The sequence below is a fragment of the Tardiphaga robiniae genome (assembly GCF_001618955.1).
GTDB classification, from domain to species: Bacteria; Pseudomonadota; Alphaproteobacteria; order Rhizobiales; family Xanthobacteraceae; genus Tardiphaga; species Tardiphaga robiniae_A.
In genome coordinates this window covers 1-18581 of sequence record NZ_LVYV01000013.1, presented here as the reverse complement: position 1 = coordinate 18581, position 18581 = coordinate 1, and the positions used below count along the sequence as shown (strand labels likewise).

The 18581-nt window shown below is 60.7% G+C and carries 17 protein-coding genes; 9 read left to right on the top strand and 8 right to left on the bottom strand.

Annotated elements, in window-relative coordinates; all coding sequences use genetic code 11:
• Positions 1-47 precede the first annotated feature (47 nt).
• The 4 genes from A4A58_RS16060 to radC all read left to right on the top strand — a co-directional run bounded on the left by A4A58_RS16060 (position 48) and on the right by radC (position 3865).
• Complete coding sequence (locus A4A58_RS16060) at positions 48-1370, top strand: mechanosensitive ion channel family protein (protein ID WP_068733844.1); 1323 nt, start codon at positions 48-50, stop codon at positions 1368-1370.
• 5 nt (positions 1371-1375) lie between these two features.
• Entirely contained in the window at positions 1376-2089 is a 714-nt protein-coding gene (sfsA, locus tag A4A58_RS16055; RefSeq protein ID WP_068733842.1) for a DNA/RNA nuclease SfsA, read from the top strand.
• A 131-nt stretch (positions 2090-2220) separates the two neighbouring features.
• Positions 2221-3048, top strand: a complete 828-nt coding sequence (map, locus tag A4A58_RS16050) for a type I methionyl aminopeptidase (RefSeq protein WP_068733840.1) — start codon at positions 2221-2223, stop codon at positions 3046-3048.
• 97 nt (positions 3049-3145) lie between these two features.
• Entirely contained in the window at positions 3146-3865 is a 720-nt protein-coding gene (radC, locus tag A4A58_RS16045; protein WP_068733838.1) for a RadC family protein, read from the top strand.
• 15 nt (positions 3866-3880) lie between these two features.
• On the opposite strand, the gene A4A58_RS16040 is transcribed toward radC, so the two are convergent.
• From A4A58_RS16040 to A4A58_RS16015, 6 genes are all read right to left on the bottom strand, one after another.
• Positions 3881-4576, bottom strand: coding sequence for a tetratricopeptide repeat protein (locus A4A58_RS16040; RefSeq protein ID WP_158005690.1), 696 nt, complete (start codon positions 4574-4576; stop codon positions 3881-3883).
• A 265-nt stretch (positions 4577-4841) separates the two neighbouring features.
• Positions 4842-5492: an AprI/Inh family metalloprotease inhibitor gene (locus A4A58_RS16035; RefSeq protein WP_068733834.1), complete on the bottom strand. Its 651-nt coding sequence runs from the start codon at positions 5490-5492 to the stop codon at positions 4842-4844.
• 56 nt (positions 5493-5548) lie between these two features.
• The gene (locus tag A4A58_RS16030) at positions 5549-6532 is read right to left on the bottom strand and encodes a 2-hydroxyacid dehydrogenase (RefSeq protein WP_068733832.1); all 984 of its coding nucleotides are present in this window, start codon (positions 6530-6532) and stop codon (positions 5549-5551) included.
• Positions 6532-7368: an ABC transporter permease gene (locus A4A58_RS16025; RefSeq protein WP_433993630.1), complete on the bottom strand. Its 837-nt coding sequence runs from the start codon at positions 7366-7368 to the stop codon at positions 6532-6534. The genes A4A58_RS16030 and A4A58_RS16025 overlap by 1 nt, the downstream gene beginning before the upstream one ends.
• A complete protein-coding gene (locus tag A4A58_RS16020) occupies positions 7365-8171 on the bottom strand; it encodes an ABC transporter ATP-binding protein (protein WP_068733830.1) in 807 nt (268 codons plus the stop codon). The genes A4A58_RS16025 and A4A58_RS16020 overlap by 4 nt, the downstream gene beginning before the upstream one ends.
• Before the next feature lie 8 nt (positions 8172-8179).
• Complete coding sequence (locus A4A58_RS16015; RefSeq protein WP_081421896.1) at positions 8180-9202, bottom strand: ABC transporter substrate-binding protein; 1023 nt, start codon at positions 9200-9202, stop codon at positions 8180-8182.
• Between the two features lie 88 nt (positions 9203-9290).
• Here A4A58_RS16015 and A4A58_RS16010 point away from each other — a divergent pair, with 88 nt between their 5' ends.
• The 3 genes from A4A58_RS16010 (at position 9291) to A4A58_RS16000 (ending at position 12938) form a co-directional block, all read left to right on the top strand.
• Positions 9291-10112 carry a creatininase family protein gene (locus A4A58_RS16010; RefSeq protein ID WP_068733824.1) on the top strand — a complete coding sequence of 274 codons (822 nt, stop codon included), beginning with the start codon at positions 9291-9293 and terminating at the stop codon, positions 10110-10112.
• A 171-nt stretch (positions 10113-10283) separates the two neighbouring features.
• Positions 10284-10544 (top strand): hypothetical protein, encoded by a 261-nt coding sequence (locus A4A58_RS16005; RefSeq protein ID WP_068733822.1) that lies wholly within the window; start codon positions 10284-10286, stop codon positions 10542-10544.
• 408 nt (positions 10545-10952) lie between these two features.
• Positions 10953-12938, top strand: coding sequence for a carbohydrate porin (locus A4A58_RS16000; RefSeq protein WP_244499786.1), 1986 nt, complete (start codon positions 10953-10955; stop codon positions 12936-12938).
• Between the two features lie 102 nt (positions 12939-13040).
• On the opposite strand, the gene A4A58_RS15995 is transcribed toward A4A58_RS16000, so the two are convergent.
• Together A4A58_RS15995 and A4A58_RS15990 are read right to left on the bottom strand one after the other, a co-directional pair.
• Positions 13041-14681: an FMN-binding glutamate synthase family protein gene (locus tag A4A58_RS15995; protein ID WP_068733818.1), complete on the bottom strand. Its 1641-nt coding sequence runs from the start codon at positions 14679-14681 to the stop codon at positions 13041-13043.
• Between the two features lie 212 nt (positions 14682-14893).
• Entirely contained in the window at positions 14894-15667 is a 774-nt protein-coding gene (locus A4A58_RS15990) for a ferredoxin--NADP reductase (protein WP_068733815.1), read from the bottom strand.
• 374 nt (positions 15668-16041) lie between these two features.
• Between A4A58_RS15990 and A4A58_RS15985 the strand changes: the two genes are divergently transcribed.
• Positions 16042-17049, top strand: a complete 1008-nt coding sequence (locus tag A4A58_RS15985) for an ATP-grasp domain-containing protein (protein WP_068733813.1) — start codon at positions 16042-16044, stop codon at positions 17047-17049.
• A complete protein-coding gene (locus A4A58_RS15980; protein WP_068733811.1) occupies positions 17042-18361 on the top strand; it encodes a bifunctional folylpolyglutamate synthase/dihydrofolate synthase in 1320 nt (439 codons plus the stop codon). The genes A4A58_RS15985 and A4A58_RS15980 overlap by 8 nt, the downstream gene beginning before the upstream one ends.
• Positions 18362-18581 lie beyond the last annotated feature (220 nt).

The window sequence follows — 18581 nt, the reverse complement described above, 5'->3', positions numbered from 1 at the left end:
GATAATTCCACACCACACGATACATTCACGACAACGAGAGCCGCGCGATGCTTGACCTGACCGACACCCACGAATTCGTGCTGGCAACCGCACGATCGTTCGGCGCCGAGGTAACCTCGCCGTGGTTCTATCTGCAGCTCGGACTGATGATGGCCGGTGGTGGCATTGCCTTCGCCATCGGGGCCGCAATCCGCTCGCGGGTCGATATCACCTCGCTGGCGATGGGCTGGCCGGCGCCACTGCGCATGTTCATGCGCATTCTCGTCGGCAGCGCAGCCACCGCGGCCTTTGCGATCCTGATGACCCTCGACCGCGTGATCATGCTGAGCGTGACATGGCCGAGCCGCAGCTATTTGCTGTCGGTGGCTGCAAAGCTTGCACTCGCCTGGCTGGTGATCCGGCTTGTCACCAGCGTGATCCGTAACGAATTCCTGGTCCGGCTGGTATCGATCTCGGCCTGGCTCGTGGCGGCCCTCAGCATCGTCGGCCAGTTGCAGCCGACCATCACCATGCTGGATGCGAACGGGATTGATCTCGGCGGCCTCCGGCTGACGCCGCTGCTGCTGATCAAGCTCGGCGTCTTGCTCGCGGTGGCGCTGTGGCTGTCGAACGTTGCCAGCAATTTTCTGGAAGGCCGGATCAGGCAGTCCCATGACCTCACACCCTCGATCCAGGTCCTGCTGATCAAGCTCGTGCGCCTGCTCTTGATGGTGTTCGCCGTCGCTCTCGTCATGGGTGCGGTCGGCATCAACCTCTCGGCGCTCGCAGTGTTCTCCGGCGCAGTCGGTGTCGGTATCGGTTTCGGCCTGCAGAAAATCGTCGCCAATTTCATCAGCGGCGTAATCCTGCTGGCGGACAAATCGGTGAAGCCCGGCGACCTCGTCACCATCGGTGACAGCTCCGGCCGCATCAGCGCGATGAATACGCGCTACATCTCCGTCGCCGCGGGCGACGGCCGCGAGTTCCTGATCCCCAACGAGGACCTCATTACCCAGAAGGTGGTGAACTGGACCTATACGGACAAGGACACGCTGGTGAAGGTCAATTTCAGCGCCAATTACGATGCGGATCCGCGCGTCGTCTGCAAGCTGGCTATCGACGTCGCAACGGCATCGCCACGGGCCAATACGGCCAAGACGCCGAACTGCATCCTCACTGAATTCGCCGAAGCCGGCATGAAATTCTCACTGACCTTCTGGATCGACTCGCCCGATGGCATGGATGCCGTGAAGAGCGAGGTGATGCTGGGACTGTGGGATGCCTTCAAGCGTGAGGGCATCCGCGTGCCCTATCCGGTCCGCGAGCTGAAGATCCGTGGCGGTGCACTGCCGGTCGAAACGATCGTCGAAGTCGCATCCGGTCCGGAATAGTTCCGATGAAGCTACAGGCCGATCTGGTTCCAGCGACGCTGCTGCGGCGCTACAAGCGCTTCCTTGCCGATGTCGAGCTCGCCGATGGCAGCATGATCACCGCCCATGTCGCCAATCCCGGCGCGATGCTCGGCCTGCAGGCGCCGGGCGCGCGGGTCTGGCTGTCGAAGTCGCCGAGCAAGACCCGCAAGCTGCCTTTTTCATGGGAGCTGATCGAAGCCGATTTCGGCAATGGCCCGGAACTGGTCGGCGTCAATACAATGCACCCCAATGCCATCGTCGCCGAGGCGCTGGCCGCCAACGCGATCCCCGAACTCGCCGGCTACGACACCATCCGCCGCGAGGTGAAATATGGTGCGGCATCGCGGGTGGATTTCCTGCTGGAACACCCGTCACGGCCGCCCTGCTATGTCGAGGTCAAGAACGTCCACATGATGCGCCAGCCGGGATTGGCCGAGTTCCCGGATTCAGTCACCGCGCGTGGCGCCCGCCATCTCGACGAATTGGCCGCCATGGTCGCCGCAAGCGCCCGGGCCGTGATGCTGTTCGTGGTCCAGATCGGCTCCTCGACAGCTTTCGCGCTGGCGCGGGATATCGACCCGGCCTATGGCCGCGCCTTCGACAAGGCCTGCGCCGCAGGCGTCGAAGCCATCGCCTATACCTGCCGGATCGACCACGGCAGCATCGTTCTGGCCGGCCGAGTGCCGATTCAGCCATGAATATGGCTGGCGTGGGGACCGAGCGATGAGGTCCTGGAGGGGCTGCTTTGGCTTGCGCTGACCGCCCCAGCCATTAAATTGGGGCCTCAAATCGCACATTCCCGTCGCATCCTGCCTGGCAAGATCACCTGATGAGCTACGTCGAAGCCTCCGAAACCTCCCAGCGCAAAACCGGCCAGATCAAGCTACATGGTCCCGCCGCTTTTGCCGGCATGCGCAAGGCCGGCGCGCTGGTGTCGTTGTGCCTGGACGAGCTGACCGATCTGGTAAAGCCAGGTGTGCTGACTTCGGCGATCGACGACTTCGTGCGGGAATTCGCCTTCAGCCATGGCGCCTTTCCGGCCACGCTGATGTATCGCGGCTATCGCTATTCGACCTGCACGTCGATCAATCACGTGGTCTGCCACGGTATGCCCGGCGACCGCGCGCTGAAGGAAGGCGACATCGTCAATGTCGACGTCACCTTCATCGTCGAGGGCTGGTATGGCGATTCCAGCCGTATGTATGGCGTCGGCGAACTCGCCCGCAAGGCGGAGCGACTGGTCGAGGTCACCTATGAATCGCTGATGCGCGGCATCGCCGTGGTCAAGCCTGGTAATACCACCGGCGACATCGGCCATGCGATCCAGAGTTTCGTCGAACCGCAGCAGATGAGCGTGGTGCGCGACTTCTGCGGCCATGGCCTCGGCCGCATGTTCCATGATGAGCCGAACATCATCCATGTCGGCCGCCCCGGCGAAGGCGTGACCTTGCGCCCTGGCATGTTCTTCACCATCGAGCCGATGATCAATCTCGGCAAGCCGCATGTGAAGGTTCTGTCCGACGGCTGGACCGCCGTGACCCGCGACCGCTCGCTATCGGCACAGTTCGAGCACACCGTCGGCGTGACGGCGACTGGCGTTGAGATTTTCACACTATCCAAGCGGCATAACGAACAGCCACCGACGCCCGCCGCTTAAACTTCAAATCGTCACACGGCAACGAACACTTTCTGGTTGCAAATGCAGCCGGGCACGGCATGCTCGCGGATAATGTCCATGCGAGCGTTTGCGCCACATGCCCGTCAGCCCCATCGATCCGACTGCGCCGCCGGGTCTTGCCGAAGCGCCGCATTATCATGGCCATCGGGAGCGACTGCGGGAGCGCTTTCGCAGTGTCGGCGCCGATGCGCTGAGCGACTACGAATTGCTGGAAATGGTGCTGTTCCGTGCGTTGCCGCGTCGGGATGTGAAGCCGCTGGCAAAATCGCTGATCACCAAGTTCGGCTCCTTTGCCGAAACCGTGCATGCCCCGGACACCCGACTGCGCGAAGTCGGCGGGCTCGGTGAAGCCGCCATCACCGAGATCAAGCTGATCGCCGCTGCCACCAGCCGCGTCGCCAAGGGGCAATTGAAACAGCGCACCGCATTGTCGTCATGGGCCACAGTGATCGACTATTGCCGCACGGCCATGGCCTTCGCCGACAAGGAGCAGTTCCGCATCCTGTTCCTCGACAAGCGCAACCAGTTGATCTCGGACGAGGTGCAACAGGTCGGCACTGTCGATCACACACCGGTCTATCCGCGCGAGGTGGTGAAGCGTGCCCTCGAACTATCCGCGACGGCCATCATCATGGTGCACAATCACCCGTCCGGCGATCCGACACCTTCGCAGGCCGATGTACAGATGACCAAGGCCGTGATCGATGTTGCCGCCCCGCTCGGCATCGCGGTGCATGATCACATCATCGTCGGTAAACACGGCCATTCGAGTTTGAAGGGGCTGAAGCTGATCTAAGGCAAATCAGAACGCTTAGTTTTTGAAGGCTTTGACGTATTCTTCTGCTGCTCGAATACCGCTCTTTGCCTTGAGTGTTAAAGCAGTTGTCCGCGGCTTCCATTCGGACACCAGTTTTTCTGCGTTCTTGAGTTCGTGTTCGGACAACAGTGCAGCCATCTCATTCACATTTTTCGCGGGCGCCAGCTTCGAGAGTTTGAAATACGCATACGACAAAGATAGATCCTTTGGCGCTCCTTTTCCGGCAGAATACAAACGGGATAAACCAAAGAGAGCACCGGGATATCCCTGATCGCCCGCCCTCTTCCACCACTTGAGCGCTTCTTCTGAATTTCCCCGCTTGTCATACAGATTGGCGACATCGTGCTGCGCAAGCGCGTAGCCTGCTTCGGCAGAAACAAGCTTATACTTTAAAGCTTGATCCGAGTCTGACTCCACGATGCCTGCGCCTTGCCCGTCATAGTAACAACCAAGCTTATAGGCTCCCAACGGGTCGTTCGACGCAGCTGATTTTTGAAACCACTCAAAGGCCTGCGTACGATCCTGTTGTGTGCCGATGCCATTATTGTACATCATGCCCACATGATATTGCGCTTCTGCGTCTCCCTTGTTCGCCAATGCGGCCATTGCATTAAAGGTGTCTGCGTCATTTGCGTTGGCAGGCATTGAGAAGAATAAAAGGCACGAAAAAGCCAAGGCGAAAAATTTCATCTCACCCTCCAATCGGATTTGAACCATTCCATCTTGGTAACTCACAACGAAAATAGGTTCGAACCCGACTGAGATTTCGAACTCGGCGAATTTGGCGGACAGCCCGATCACGCAGTGCAATATCAGAATAGTCTTCTACCGTCGCTCCACCGAGTTTCGGGAAGAACAGTCTTACGCCTGGCCGGCAGCGATCCGCTGACAATATCCACGCGCGGAAATTGCCCCAGCCGCGGTAGCTACGCCGTCTTTTATCGGAGCGACCAATTTACTGCCGCAGCAGGATGAGTGGGTCAGCACTATCCGGCACACGGCGCCACTGCGCGTTGTCGTCGGCTTCAAAATGCCAGATCTCGCCTGAGGCCGACATCATCAGCAATTCGCCGCGTTCGAGGCGCCACTGCTTGGGATTGAAATTCGCCACCAGGGGGTCGCAGCGCGGCTTCAGGAACACGGCGAAATTATCCTGGGTCGTCTCGGTATTGGTCAGCGTCAGACCGCAGACCATGCGGCCGCTGCCGCGCACCATCGACCAGTCGCCAATCATCTGGTCCATCGACTTGGTCAGCGAGCGGGCGGCCGCCAGGTTCTGCAGGATATAGACGCCCTCGCCGGTACGAATGCCTTCAAAGATGCCGCTCTCGACTTCGGTGAAATCGATCACCGCTTCGCCCGTCGGATTCTGCAGCCGGACGATATCGAGCCCCTTGATGTTCCAGGCTGTGATATCCTTGGTGAAGGGCAGCGCCTTCGCGCAATCCGGTTCGAGTTCGAGCTTCAGCCCCTGTGGTGACGTGTCATTCTTCAGCGTCACCACACAGGTCTTGCTGCGTTCGGTGGTGGAGAGCTCCCACTGCCCGATCATGTTTTTCCGAAGGGTGGCAGCATCCTGAGCTCGCGCCGGCGCGCCGACGAGCATCGCACCGGCAACTGCCAGCGCAAAATATCGACGACGCCCCGACGCGAGTCTCACGATCAGCGTCCCTTTATCGGTGTTTCCGCAATCGGCGTCGTCGGCGCCTTGCCGGCGAACCAGAGCTTGAGGTTGTCGACCACCAGCTGATCCATCGCGTTGCGCGTCACCACCGACGCCGAGCCGACATGCGGCAGCAGCACGACGTTCTGCATGGACTTCAGCTCGTCCGGCACCTTCGGCTCCTGTGCGAACACATCGAGGCCCGCGGCCAGAATGGTGCCCGACTTGAGCGCCGCAATCAGCGCCGGCTCGTCGATCACCGAGCCACGCGCGATATTGATGATGATGCCACGCGGACCGAGCGCCTGCATGACTTCCGCATTGACCAGGTTGGCCGTCGACGGTCCGCCCGGCGTAATGACGATCAGCGTATCCACCGCCTTCGCCATCTCGATCAGGTTAGGATAGTGTTTGTGCGAGACGCCGGCAGCGGGGTTGCGCGAGTGATAGACCACCGGCACCAGCGAGGCGTCGAGACGGCGCGCAATCGCTTGACCGATGCGGCCCATGCCGACCATGCCGACCTTGCGGTCGCGCAGCGAGCCGACTGTGAGCGGATAAGGCTGTGTCAGCCACAGGCCCGAACGGACATATTTGTCCGCCTTGATGAATTCGCGGGCAGTGGCGATAAACAGGCCGAGCGCCGTATCCGCAACTTCCTCGGTCAGCACGTCCGGCGTGTTGGTGACGAGGATATCATTTTCGGCGGCATATTTAGCGTCGATGTGATCGTAGCCGACGCCGAAGCTGGAGATGATCTCGACCTTAGGATATTTCGCCAGCACCGCGCTATTGGTCGGCACCAGGCCGGTCACGGCGATGCCACGGATTTTCTCGGCGACACCCGCCGGCAACCGTTCGAGATCGTGCTGGGTTTCATACTTATGCAATACGAACTGATCCGAGAAACCATTATTGATCAGCGGCTTCGTCGGTCCATAGATCAGCAGGTCGATTTTGTCCGAAGATATTCCCGTCCCCATTATTTTTCCTTTCGCAGTGCACTCTCATGCCAGCGCCGCAACAACCCGTGGGATACCAGCGCGAGCAGCATATAAATCACAATCCCCGCAACGGACAGCAACAATAACGCGGCGAACATTCGGGGAATATTGAGGCGATAGCTGGATTCCGAAATGCGGTAGGCGAGGCCTGAACCTGCGCCCGCCGCACCTGCGGCGATTTCCGCCGCCACCGCGCCGATCAGCGACAATCCGCCGGCAATGCGCAATCCGCCAAGTATGAACGGCAGTGCCGCCGGAAGCTTCAGATAGCGCAGCGCCTGCCAACGCGATGCGCGATAGAGCTGGAACAACCCGGCCAGATTGCGATCCACCGAATTGAGGCCCAGCGTCGTATTGGCCAGCACCGGGAAGAACGCCACGATCCAGGCGCAGACGACGACGGCAGTCTGCTGCGGCAGATAGATCAGCATCAGCGGCGCGATGGCGATGACGGGCGTCACCTGCAGCACGATAGCATAGGGCAGCAGGGAATATTCCAGCCATTTGGACTGGTTGAACAACAGCGCCAGCGCGATGCCGCCGACGGCCGCGGCGATGAAGCCCTCCAGCGCTGTCAGCAATGTCACGCCGAGCGATTCAGACAGGACCGACCAGTCGGCGATCAGTGTCTGAAAGACGAGCACGGGACCGGGCAACAGATAGGGCGGGATTTCGCCGATCCGGACGACAAGATCCCACAAAACGATTCCAGCGACGAACACGACCACCGGCCAGACGATGCGCTGCCATTGCATATCGCTGCCCGGCACGACCGAACCGCGATCGACTGCGGGCAGTGGCTCCAGACCTTTCATGCCCGCGCCTTTGCGGCATTGGCCATCTCGTCACTGGCCGCGATCAGTGCTTGCGAGACATCGCGGCAATAGCCGGCATAGGCCATCGAGGTGCGAAACGCGTCGTCGCGCGGTTCAGCAGATACGATACGGCATTCGGCGCTGACGCGACCTGGCCGCGAGGTCATCACCACAACGCGCTGCGACAGATAAACCGACTCGAACACCGAATGGGTGACGAAGATGACCGTCTTGCCGAGTTCGCGCCATAACGCCAGCAAGTCGTTGTTGAGCCGGAAGCGCGTGATCTCGTCGAGCGCCGCAAACGGCTCGTCCATCAGCAGGATATCCGGCTCGGTCACCAGCGCGCGGGCCAGCGACGCCCGCATCTTCATGCCACCCGATAATTCGCGCGGATAGGCTCCAGCAAATTCCGTGAGACCGACCTGTGCCAGCACCTCGTTCACGCGCGCGCTCGATTGAGCATCCGGCATATGCGCCAGCTTCAAGGGCAGCCGTACATTCTCCCGGATTGTGCTCCACGGCATCAGCGTCGGCTCCTGGAACACGAAACCGATGGCGTGACCGCTGCTCTGCGCAGCGACATCTAAAGTGCCCGCTGACGGCGCGATCAGGCCGGCGATCAGACGTAATGCAGTAGATTTGCCGCAGCCGGACGAGCCCAACAGCGAGACGAACTCGCCCTTGCGGATATCGAGATCAAGAGGTCCTAACGCCACGGTGCCGTTGTCATAGACCTTCGTGACACCGCGCAGGCGCACGGCGGTGGGGGTATCGCTCGACGACAAGGCAGGTTCGACCATCTGCCGGGCTACTTCTTCGGCCGGAGATCGAGACCGACACCCTTGTTGATGAATTGCAGCGTATAGGCCTTGCGATAGTCGATGTCGCGCTTGACCACGCCTGCGCGTGACATCTTGTCGAAGAAGCTGGCAACACGCGCTTCGCTCATTGCGCCGATACCGTCTTTCAGCGTGTCACCTGAGTCGACGATGCCGTATTCCTTCATCTTGGCGATGGAATAGGCCAGCAGGTCATCGGTCATTTCCGGGTTGAGTTTCTTGATGATCTCATTGGCGGCTTTGTTGTCGCCATAGAGATAATTGTACCAGCCAATCATCGAGGCATCGACGAAACGCTGGACAAGGTCCGGCTTCTTGTCGACCCATTCGCGGCGCGTTTCGATCAATGTCGAATAGCCATCGAAACCGTAATCCGCGAGCAGCATCACGGTTGGCTTGAAATTGGCCTGCTTCTCGACGACGAACGGCTCGGATGTGACATAGCCCTGCATCGCGCTATTCTTGTCGACGATGAAAGGCTGCGCATTATAGGTGTAAGGCTTGACCTTGGACGCGCTGAAGCCAAGCTCGGATCGCATCCATTGGAAATAGCCGGCGACGCCTTCCTTCGATATCAGCAGCGTCATCGGCTTGAGATCTTCGAGCTTGGTCACCTTGGGATTCGGATGCGCCAGGAAGACCTGCGGGTCCTTCTGGAAGATCGCGGCAACAGCGACCACCGGCACATTATTGGCGACGGCATCGAAGGATTGCAGCGTGTTCGCGCTCATGAAGAAGTCGAGCTTGCCCGAAATCAACAGGATGCGGTTGTTCACATTCGGGCCGCCCGGCACGATGGTGACGTCGAGGCCGTAATTCTTGTAGGTGCCGTCCGCAACCGCCTGGAAGAAGCCGCCGTGTTCGGCCTCGGCCACCCAGTTCGTTCCGAAACTGACCTTGTCGAGCCTGGTTTCCGCTGTAGCGGGCGACCGCGCGGCCATCACGGCCAGTGCGCCAATGGTTAACGCGCGCAGCAGGGATATCGGGCTCATATTGGACTCCGTCGACCGTTATGGCCCATGATAGGAAGCAATCTGCTGCCAGACTACCCTGCAAAATTGACCAAAGAAACGCACCTTGATGACTGCCAACATGCCGCCCCGCGACTGGACTGCCATTCACTGGCCCGACATCGCCCAGAGCGATCCGGCCTCCTGGATTGCAGTGCTGCCGCTCGCCGCGACCGAGCAGCACGGACCACATCTGCCCCTCGGCACTGACGTCATGATTGCGGAGGCTTATCTTGCAGAGGTCCAACGCCTGCTGCCTGCCGATATTCCGGCGACGTTTCTGCCGCTTCAACCTGTAGGCATTTCAACCGAGCACCTCGCCTTCCCCGGTACGTTGACCCTGCCGACCGAGATCGCATTGCAGACCTGGACCGCGATCGGCGAAAGCGTCGCGCGCGCTGGTGTTCAGAAACTCGTGATCGTGACCAGTCACGGCGGCAACAGCGCAGCGATGACGCTCGCGGCGCAGGACTTGCGCGCCGAATACGGCATGCTGGTCGCCACCAGCGGATGGAATCGGTTCGGCGCGCCGGATGGCCTGTTCACCGACGAAGAATTGCGTCACGGGATTCATGGCGGCGCCGTGGAAACATCGATCATGCTGGCGCGCTATCCGCAGCACGTGCGCAACGACAAGATCGCAAACTTCGCGTCGTCAGCGATCGCGATGGAGAAGACCTATCGCTGGCTGTCGGCGAGTCGACCCGCGCCATTCGCGTGGCAGGCCGAAGACCTCCATCCCAGCGGCGCGATCGGCGACGCCACGCAAGCATCAGCCGACAAGGGTGAGAAACTGCTGGCACACGGCGCAAAAGCGTTCTGCGAATTACTCGCGGACATGCATCGCTTCGACGTGACAGCGTTTGATCGCGAACCGGATGCCGGCGTGTGAGGTGTGGTTAACCGCGGATTGCGCGATTCGCGCGACGACATATTCCGCGCGGATGACGACACAATCCTGAAACCAAATAGTTCGACCGGGTCTCGAACCTGATCCGTTTGGGCTCCGACTGATTGGCATGCAGGCCACGATGGCTGCACTTCAACAGGATGGAGTTATCCCATGTCGATCAAGTCCAAGATTGCTGCTTTCGCTCTCGTTGCTCTCACGGCTGCCGGCACCATGGCATCGTCCCAGCAGGCTCAGGCCAAGGGCCCGGGCATCGGCTTCGGCATCGCTGCCGGTGTTGTCGGCGCTGCCGTCGTCGGTAGCGCCATTGCCGCCAACAACGGCTACTACGGCTACGGATATCGCTGCGGCTGGGTCCGCCAGTATGACGGCTACGGCAACTATGTCGGCCGCGTCCGGACCTGCAACTACTAATCCCTTGATCGACTGAAGTGGATTTGCGTCCGACACGGGCGCCTCATCCACCCCGTGTCGCACCAGACCCGCTCGGTTGTCCCCCCGAGCGGGTCTTCTTTTGCGATCGCTGAGCCGCCTGCCTGAGGCGCGTCGGCCAGCCACCGTTATCCAATCGTCATGATCAGCTGCCACTTGAAACATGCCCTCCAGTCACCTCTTGCTATTGCGAATTAGTCGCAATAGTGATTAACGAATGGTGGTTGCCCATTTGGCTCGGCTTGTCTCAAAGGTGTCTTCGACACCCTGCAGGCATGGTCGAATCGGCTATTTTTATGGAATATCAAACGGTTCGTTGCGTGATCGGCAAGGACCTAAAGCGAGAAATGACGGCCGCATGAAGTACCCCGACCGACCGCGAGCATTGTCGTGAAGCGCGTTTTGGCCGGTTTTGCGCTGGGCGCACTGGCGTTCGATGGCTCTGCGATCGCAGCCGATATCTCGCCCGGCATGGCGCTGAAAGCGCCCCGCCTGGTTTACGACTGGACCGGGTTTTATCTCGGTGGTCACATCGGCTATGGCGGCGGCACCTTTGGTCCCGGCACCAACGCGCTGCCAGCGCAGGGCGTTCTCCTGCCGCCTTCGCCGACCGGCCTGATCGGCGGCTACCAGGTCGGCTACAACAGACAGTTCAACAACAATGTCGTTTTGGGCATCGAGGCCGACGCCACATTCATCAGCGCGGTGGACCCCGCGCGGCTGACGCCTGTGCCGTTCCACACCACCTTCGATTATTTTGCGACCGCGCGCGGTCGCATCGGCTACGCGTTCGGCGCGTTGATGCCTTACGTCACCGGTGGCGTGGCGTGGGGACGCACCAAGCTCAATCTCAATGATGCCGACGGCGATCTCTTGTCATCGACAACCCGCGATCATTTCGGCTGGACCGCCGGCGCGGGCGTCGAATTTGCCGTTGGCGGCAACTGGACTGCGAAGGCCGAATACGCCTATCTCGATTTGATGCGGCAGACCTATGACCTCGGCAATGCCGGGCTGCCGAATGTGAGCGTTGATCCGAATATTCACACCGTCAAAGTCGGCTTGAATTATCGGCTGTGGGACACGCCGCCATGGTCGCCGTCAGCACCCATCGCCGGCAAGACTCTGCTGCCGGAATCGACAGACTGGAATGTCCACGCCCAGACCACCTTCATCGCATCCGCCTATCCGCGGATTCGCTCGCCCTATGAAGGCACCAACAGCCTTCCCGGCGGCGGCCAAGGGCGCGAGACCTTTACGACGACGGCGTTCCTCGGCTGGCGACTGTGGCAGGGCGGTGAGCTCTATCTCAATCCCGAGCTGGCGCAGGGCTTCGGCCTCAACTCCACACTCGGCCTCGCTGGCTTCCCCAATGGCGAGGCGCAAAAGGGGGGCGCGCCGTTTCCGCGCTTTCGCATGCAGCGCTATTACTTCCGCCAGACGCTTGGCCTCGGCGGCGAGCAGGAAGACGTCCCGGACGCAGCCAATCAGCTCGTGGGCAAGCGAGACATCGACCGCATTACGCTCACGGTCGGGCGGTTCGCGGTGGGTGATTTCTTCGATGGCAATTCCTACGCCAAGGATCCGCGCGCCGATTTCATGAACTGGGCGATGTGGTCATCGGCCGCTTACGACTTTCCAGCCGATCTGCCGGGCTTCACCCGCGGCGCCATCGTTGAACTGAATCGCAAGGACTGGGCGATCCGAGCCGGCCTGTTTCAAGTGCCGGCGCAGCCTAACAACGACGTCCTGACGTTCAAGACTGGCGGCGCGGTCGTCGAATTCGAGGAGCGTCACCAGATCTTCGACCAGCCCGGCAAGCTGCGCGTCGGTGCCTTCATCAATCGCGGCAATACCGGCAGCTATCGCGGCGCCCTAGCGATCGAGGCCAATGATCCCACGCTGGATATCAACGACGTGATGTCCTCGATCCGCCGCGCCAGCGACAAATACGGCTTCTACGTCAACGGTGAGCAGCAGGTTGCCACTGACGTTGGCATCTTCGGGCGCGTCAGCTGGAACGATGGCCAGAACGAGATCCTGTCCTTCACCGATATCGACCGCAGCGTCTCTGCTGGCGTATCGATCAAGGGTAGCCATTGGGGCCGCGCCAATGACACGATCGGCCTGGGCGGCGCGATCAACGGCCTGTCCGCTGCGCATCGCGACTTCCTCGCCGCCGGCGGCAACGGATTGCTGATCGGCGACGGACGGCTGAATTACGGCACCGAGCGCATTCTCGAAACCTATTACGCCTATGCCATCGACAAGAACTTCACCCTCACGGCCGACTACCAGCTGATTGTGAACCCTGCCTACAACAAGGATCGCGGGCCGGTCTCGATCTTCTCAGGCCGATTGCACGGCGAGTTCTGACAACACATCCTGCGCCGTTTGTAGCCCGGATGAGCGCAGCGATATCCGGGATCGCCACACGCACGGTCCCGGATATCGCTGCGCTCATCCGGGCTACGATATCTAGGCCGAACGTTCCAGAGCCGCTGGCAGGAACGAACCCGCTTGCGCCATCTCCCATGCATCGCGAAAGCGCTTGTCGCCAGTGCCATCGACCAACTCGTTGTGGCGCAGCGCCGGATACATCCGCGTGAAGGACAGGACGTCGGTACTGGAGGCGCGATGCGAGAAATGGATCGGGCGAATATCCTGCGGATGATCGAGCCCGGCTGCTGCAATCAGCTCAGCCAGCGCATGCAACGTCGCCTCGTGATAGTTGTAAACGCGATCGGTCTTCTGTGGCACGGCGAGCGCGCGATTGCGCGTGGGATCCTGCGTCGTGACACCGGTCGGGCAACGATCGGTGTGGCAGCTCAGTGACTGGATGCAGCCCAGTGCGAACATGAAGCCGCGCGCCGAATTGCACCAGTCGGCGCCCAGCGCCATGACGCGGGCGATATCGAAGGCTGTCGCGATCTTGCCGGAGGCGCCAATCTTGATGCGGTCACGCGCGCCGATGCCGATCAGCGCATTGTGCACGAAGTTGACGCCCTCGCGCATCGGCATGCCCAGATGGTCCATGAATTCCAGCGGCGCCGCGCCCGTGCCGCCTTCATTGCCATCGATCACGATGAAATCTGGATAGATGCCGGTCTGCAGCATCGCCTTGCAGATCGCGAGGAATTCCCAGGGATGGCCGATGCACAGCTTGAAGCCGGCGGGCTTGCCGCCGGACAGCCGACGCATCTTGTCGATGAACTCGATCATCTCGATCGGCGTTGAAAACGCCTTGTGATAGGCCGGCGAAATGCAGTCCTCGCCCATGGCGACCCCGCGAATGCGCGAGATTTCTTCCGACACTTTCGCCGCAGGCAACACGCCGCCGTGGCCGGGCTTTGCGCCCTGGCTGATCTTGAGCTCGACCATCTTGATCTGATCGTTGACGGCAAGCTTCGCGAAGGCGTCGGGATCGAAGTTGCCATCGTGTGTGCGGCAACCAAAATAGCCGGAGCCGATCTCCCAGATCAGGTCGCCGTCCATTTCCTGGTGATACGGGCTGACGCCACCCTCGCCTGTGTCATGGGCGAAGTTGCCACGCTTGGCGCCGGCATTTAGCGCCCGGATCGCATTGGGGCTGAGTGCACCAAAGCTCATGGCCGAGATGTTCAGTACCGAGGCCGAATACGGCTTGAGGCAATCCGGGCCGCCGATGGTGATGCGGAATTGCTCAACCGCATGCGGCCGCGGCGCGACCGAATGATGCATCCACTCGTAGCCCTCTTCGTAGACGTTCTTCTGGGTACCGAAGGGACGCTTGTCGAGCACCATCTTCGCGCGCTGGTAGACCACCGCACGCGTGTCGCGGCTGAACGGCATGCCATCCTTTTCGCTCTCGAAGAAATACTGCCGCATCTCCGGACGGATTTCTTCGAGCAGGAAGCGGATATGCGCCGAGATCGGATAGTTGCGCAGAACCGCATGGTCCTTCTGCAGCACGTCGTGAATGCCAAGCACGGTCAGGCCGCCGAAGACGATGACCGGGATGACAACGAGAGGGATGACCTTGGGATCGTGAATGCCGATGCCGACCAGCAGCAAGGTGGCAACGCCGCAGATCGTCAAAACGATGAAGCGCGGCGAAAGGGGGAGCATCAACGTTTCCATATAGATCCTGCCTGACATGAATGGCGCTAGCGTTACACAGACCCGATGACGCAAACATCACAAACGCGTTGCCGGAGAGCATTGCACCAGAGTGCTCAATCTAGCGCGCTACGCTCAACGAATTGTTGCAAAAAGCGAGGGCCCCAGACGACAAAACCCGCGCCGGAGCGCGGGTTTTGCAGTGCAGTGAATTTTGATGGTGTCGGGCTGCCTTAGCGCTCGACGAACGCCTTCTCGATCACGAAGTGGCCCGGCTTCGAGCCGCTGCCCTCGATGAAATCGCGCTCTTCGAACATGACCTTGAGGTCTTCGAGCATGTGGGGGCTGCCGCACAGCATGATGCGGTCGGTCTCGATCGACAGCGGGCCCTGGCCGATATCGTTGAACAGCTGCGACGATGCGATCAGGTCCGTGATCCGGCCGCGGTTGCGGAACGGCTCGCGCGTGACCGTCGGGTAATAGGTGAACTTGTCCTTCATCAGCTCGCCGAACAGCTCGTCCTCGGCCAGCTTGGCGACCAGGCGCTCGCCATAAGCGAGTTCGGAAACCTGACGGCAGCCATGCACGAGCACCACATGCTCGTAGCGCTCATAGACGTCCGGGTCCTTGATCAGGCTGGCGAACGGCGCGAGGCCGGTGCCGGTGGAGAGCATCAGCAGGCGCTTGCCGGGCAAAAGATTGTCGGTGATCAGCGTGCCGACGGCCTTGCGGCCAACCAAGATGGTGTCGCCTTCCTTGATCTTCTGCAGGCGCGAGGTCAGCGGGCCATCCGGCACCTTGATGCTGAAGAATTCCAGCTCTTCCTCGTGGTTCGCGCTGGCCATCGAATAGGCGCGCAGCAGCGGCTTGCCATCGACTTCCAGGCCGATCATGGCGAACTGGCCGTTCTGGAACCGGAATGAGGTGTCGCGGGTGGCTTTGAAGCTGAAAAGTGTATCGGTCCAATGCTGGACAGAAAGAACTTTCTCTCTGTGAAAGGCGCTCATGAGATTTGATTTTCCAGTGCGGGCTTTTTTAGAACAAGTCCATTGTTTGCCGCGTCATGATGCCGAGAAACCATTGCGGCTATTGGCTAATTTTGGTTCTCGCAGCTGCGAATGACAATTAGTCAAAGTAGCCATGAAGTGCAATTGCGGACTGAGGGAGGCGGTCGATTAATTTCCAAAGCAGGTTACCCATGCAGCAACAGCCCATCTGGCCGCGACATTAAATTACCCGATATGGGAGGTTTCGTTCAATTTCTTGCCGGACACCGTTAATGGTATCCGGCTGGATCGCCCGATCCCGATCCGGTAGTTTCCGGCCACCCCGTTAAAGTCGTCGCAGGCGGCTTTTCGTTCAATTGTCGGCCTGGTCCTTGATGACATCCCTTCGCGACATCCGGGCCGGAAGGCCCCCATTTTATCCCGACCAGTCGATCTATGCCGAATACGCTTGCCGCCAGTTCGGGCTGGATTTCGCCGACATCGATGGCGGAACGGGTCTGATCTTCACTGTCGGCCGCAATGGCAGGAGCGCATCCTTCGGCGCCGGACGCGGCTCGTTCTTTCCGCAGAACAACGCCACGGCTGCGACGCTGGCGAACGACAAGTATTTCGCCAACGTGCTGATGGAGCGCGCCGGCGTCCCGACCCTGGGCGGGAAATACTTCTTCCTGCACGAGCGCTATCGCGCCCATCGCCCGCCCGGCCACGAACATGCCGACGCCGTCTGGCATTTCGCCGAACTCGGCGACCGGGCCTTCATCAAACCGCTCATGGGATCGCGCGGCGACTTTGCGGAGATTGTCGCAGGCGGCGATGCGCTGATGGCCTATCTCAGGCAGGTTGCGCAGTATTACGACGCGATCCTGATGCAGCGCATCTATACCGGCCAGGAATATCGCGTGTTCATCCTCGACGACGAGGTCGTGTATTGCGCACAGAAGACGGCGCCCTTTGTGACGGGCACCGGCAAGTCAACGCTCAGGCAATTGATCGCCGCGGAGACGTCCGCGCTGGACCGCCACGGGATTTCGTCGGCCACCACAGGTCTCGATGACACCACGCTCGATCGCGTGCTGCCATATGGCGAGCGACGTGCGATTCCCGGCCGGATGAATCGCAGCGCAGGCGGCAGCATGAGCTTTGCGGCGCCGGGCAACGAAACTGTTGCCTTTGCGATGGCGCTGCAGGCCGCCAAGGCGCTCGGCCTGCGCGCTGGCGCGGTCGACCTGTTTACGGATATCGACGGAGATGCTGCGGCCTTGCGCGTGATCGAGGTCAATGCCAATCCCTCGATCCGCTTTCTCGAAGATAGCGGCCGCGAGGATCTTATCCTGCGCATCTGGCGGCATACATTCACGGCGATCGGCCTGCTCGATGTTTAACCTGCCCAAATATGGCGATGGCCTCTGCCTCGCGCGGCTGTCCCAGCTGCTCGATGCGCTGTCCATCGATCGTATCAGGCTGCGCAAACATTCCGTGGTCGTTACCGGCTCGAACGGCAAAGGCAGCACGGCGGCATTCTGCGCCAGCATCGGACGCGCCTTCGGCCTGCGGACCGGGCTGTTCACCTCGCCGCATCTCTACCGCTTCAACGAGCGCTTCCAGATCGACGGCGTCCCGGTCGATGACGAGTTGCTCGAAGCGCTGGTGCTGCGAGTCGCTACCGCCATCGCCGATCTCAAGCAGCACACGCTGGATGAGGTCTTTGGCGCCTTCGAAGCACAATTCGCGCTGGCCTGTCTGTATTTCCAGGAGACCGAATGCGAATTCGCCGTGTTCGAGGCGGGCATCGGCGGACGCTACGATCCGGTGCGGCTGGTGGGCGCCGACATCACCTGCGTCACCTCGGTCGATCTCGAACACGTTAACTTGCTCGGCAACTCGCTGGAGCTGATCGCTTGTGACAAGAGCGATGCGTGCATCTCGGGCGGCACGGTCGTCTATGGCGAGAACTGCCTGCCCATGCGCAGCAATCTCGCCGAGTACAATCGCAACCGCAACGTCACCGGCCTGCATGTCGGCGCCGAGATCACGATCAGCAACGTCTTTGCCTCGGCCAAGGCGCAGGCCTTCAACTGCCGGCTGGGCGCATTCGATCTGCGCGCGCTCGAACTCATGCTGGCCGGCGAATTCCAGCTCAACAACGCCGCCATAGCGGCTGCACTGTTCATTCTCTGGATGCAGCGCATGCATCCGGATGCGACCACCAGTGCCATCGATCATGCTGTTCGGACCGGCCTGCGCGATACGAAGTGGCCGGGACGGCTCGAGATCGTTCAGCGCGATCCCCTCACCGTCATCGATGTCGGCCATACGCCTGATGGCGTGGCACAGGCCCTGAAGAGCCTTCGCGCCATCCATGGCGATGACAATTGGTTGCTCGTGCTCGGCGTGTCCGGCGACAAGAATGTCGACGATATCGCCAAACACCTCGCGCCCAATTTCGATACGATCGTCTGTACCCGTGCCTATCACAAGGGCGCAGATGCGCGCGTGGTCGGCGCCGCGGCGCGCAAGGCTCATCCGGCGGCGCGCATTCATGTGGCCAATGCCATGGAAGACGCGGTGCGCCTCAGCCAGCAACTGGCGCGCGCCGTGCCGCGCAAGATCTATGTGGCGGGTGGACTGTTTGCCGCGATCGAATACGCGACGGTGCTGCGCGGCGGCAAGGCGCAGGATCTGGTGTTTTTTTGAGGCTGCGTTTCCTCACTCGTCATTCCGGGATGAACGGAGGACGGCGAAGCCGGCTGGAGTTCAGACCCGGAATCCCGAAGTGATGAACACATCGAGATTCCTGTATCTGTCGATCTGTCACGCGCATAGTGACGGCAGGCGGAGATAGCCCGTTAGATTCCAGGCCCGATCGGCCGTAACCCGGCATGGGCATCTCGCCTGTTTTGTCTGATCGAACAGT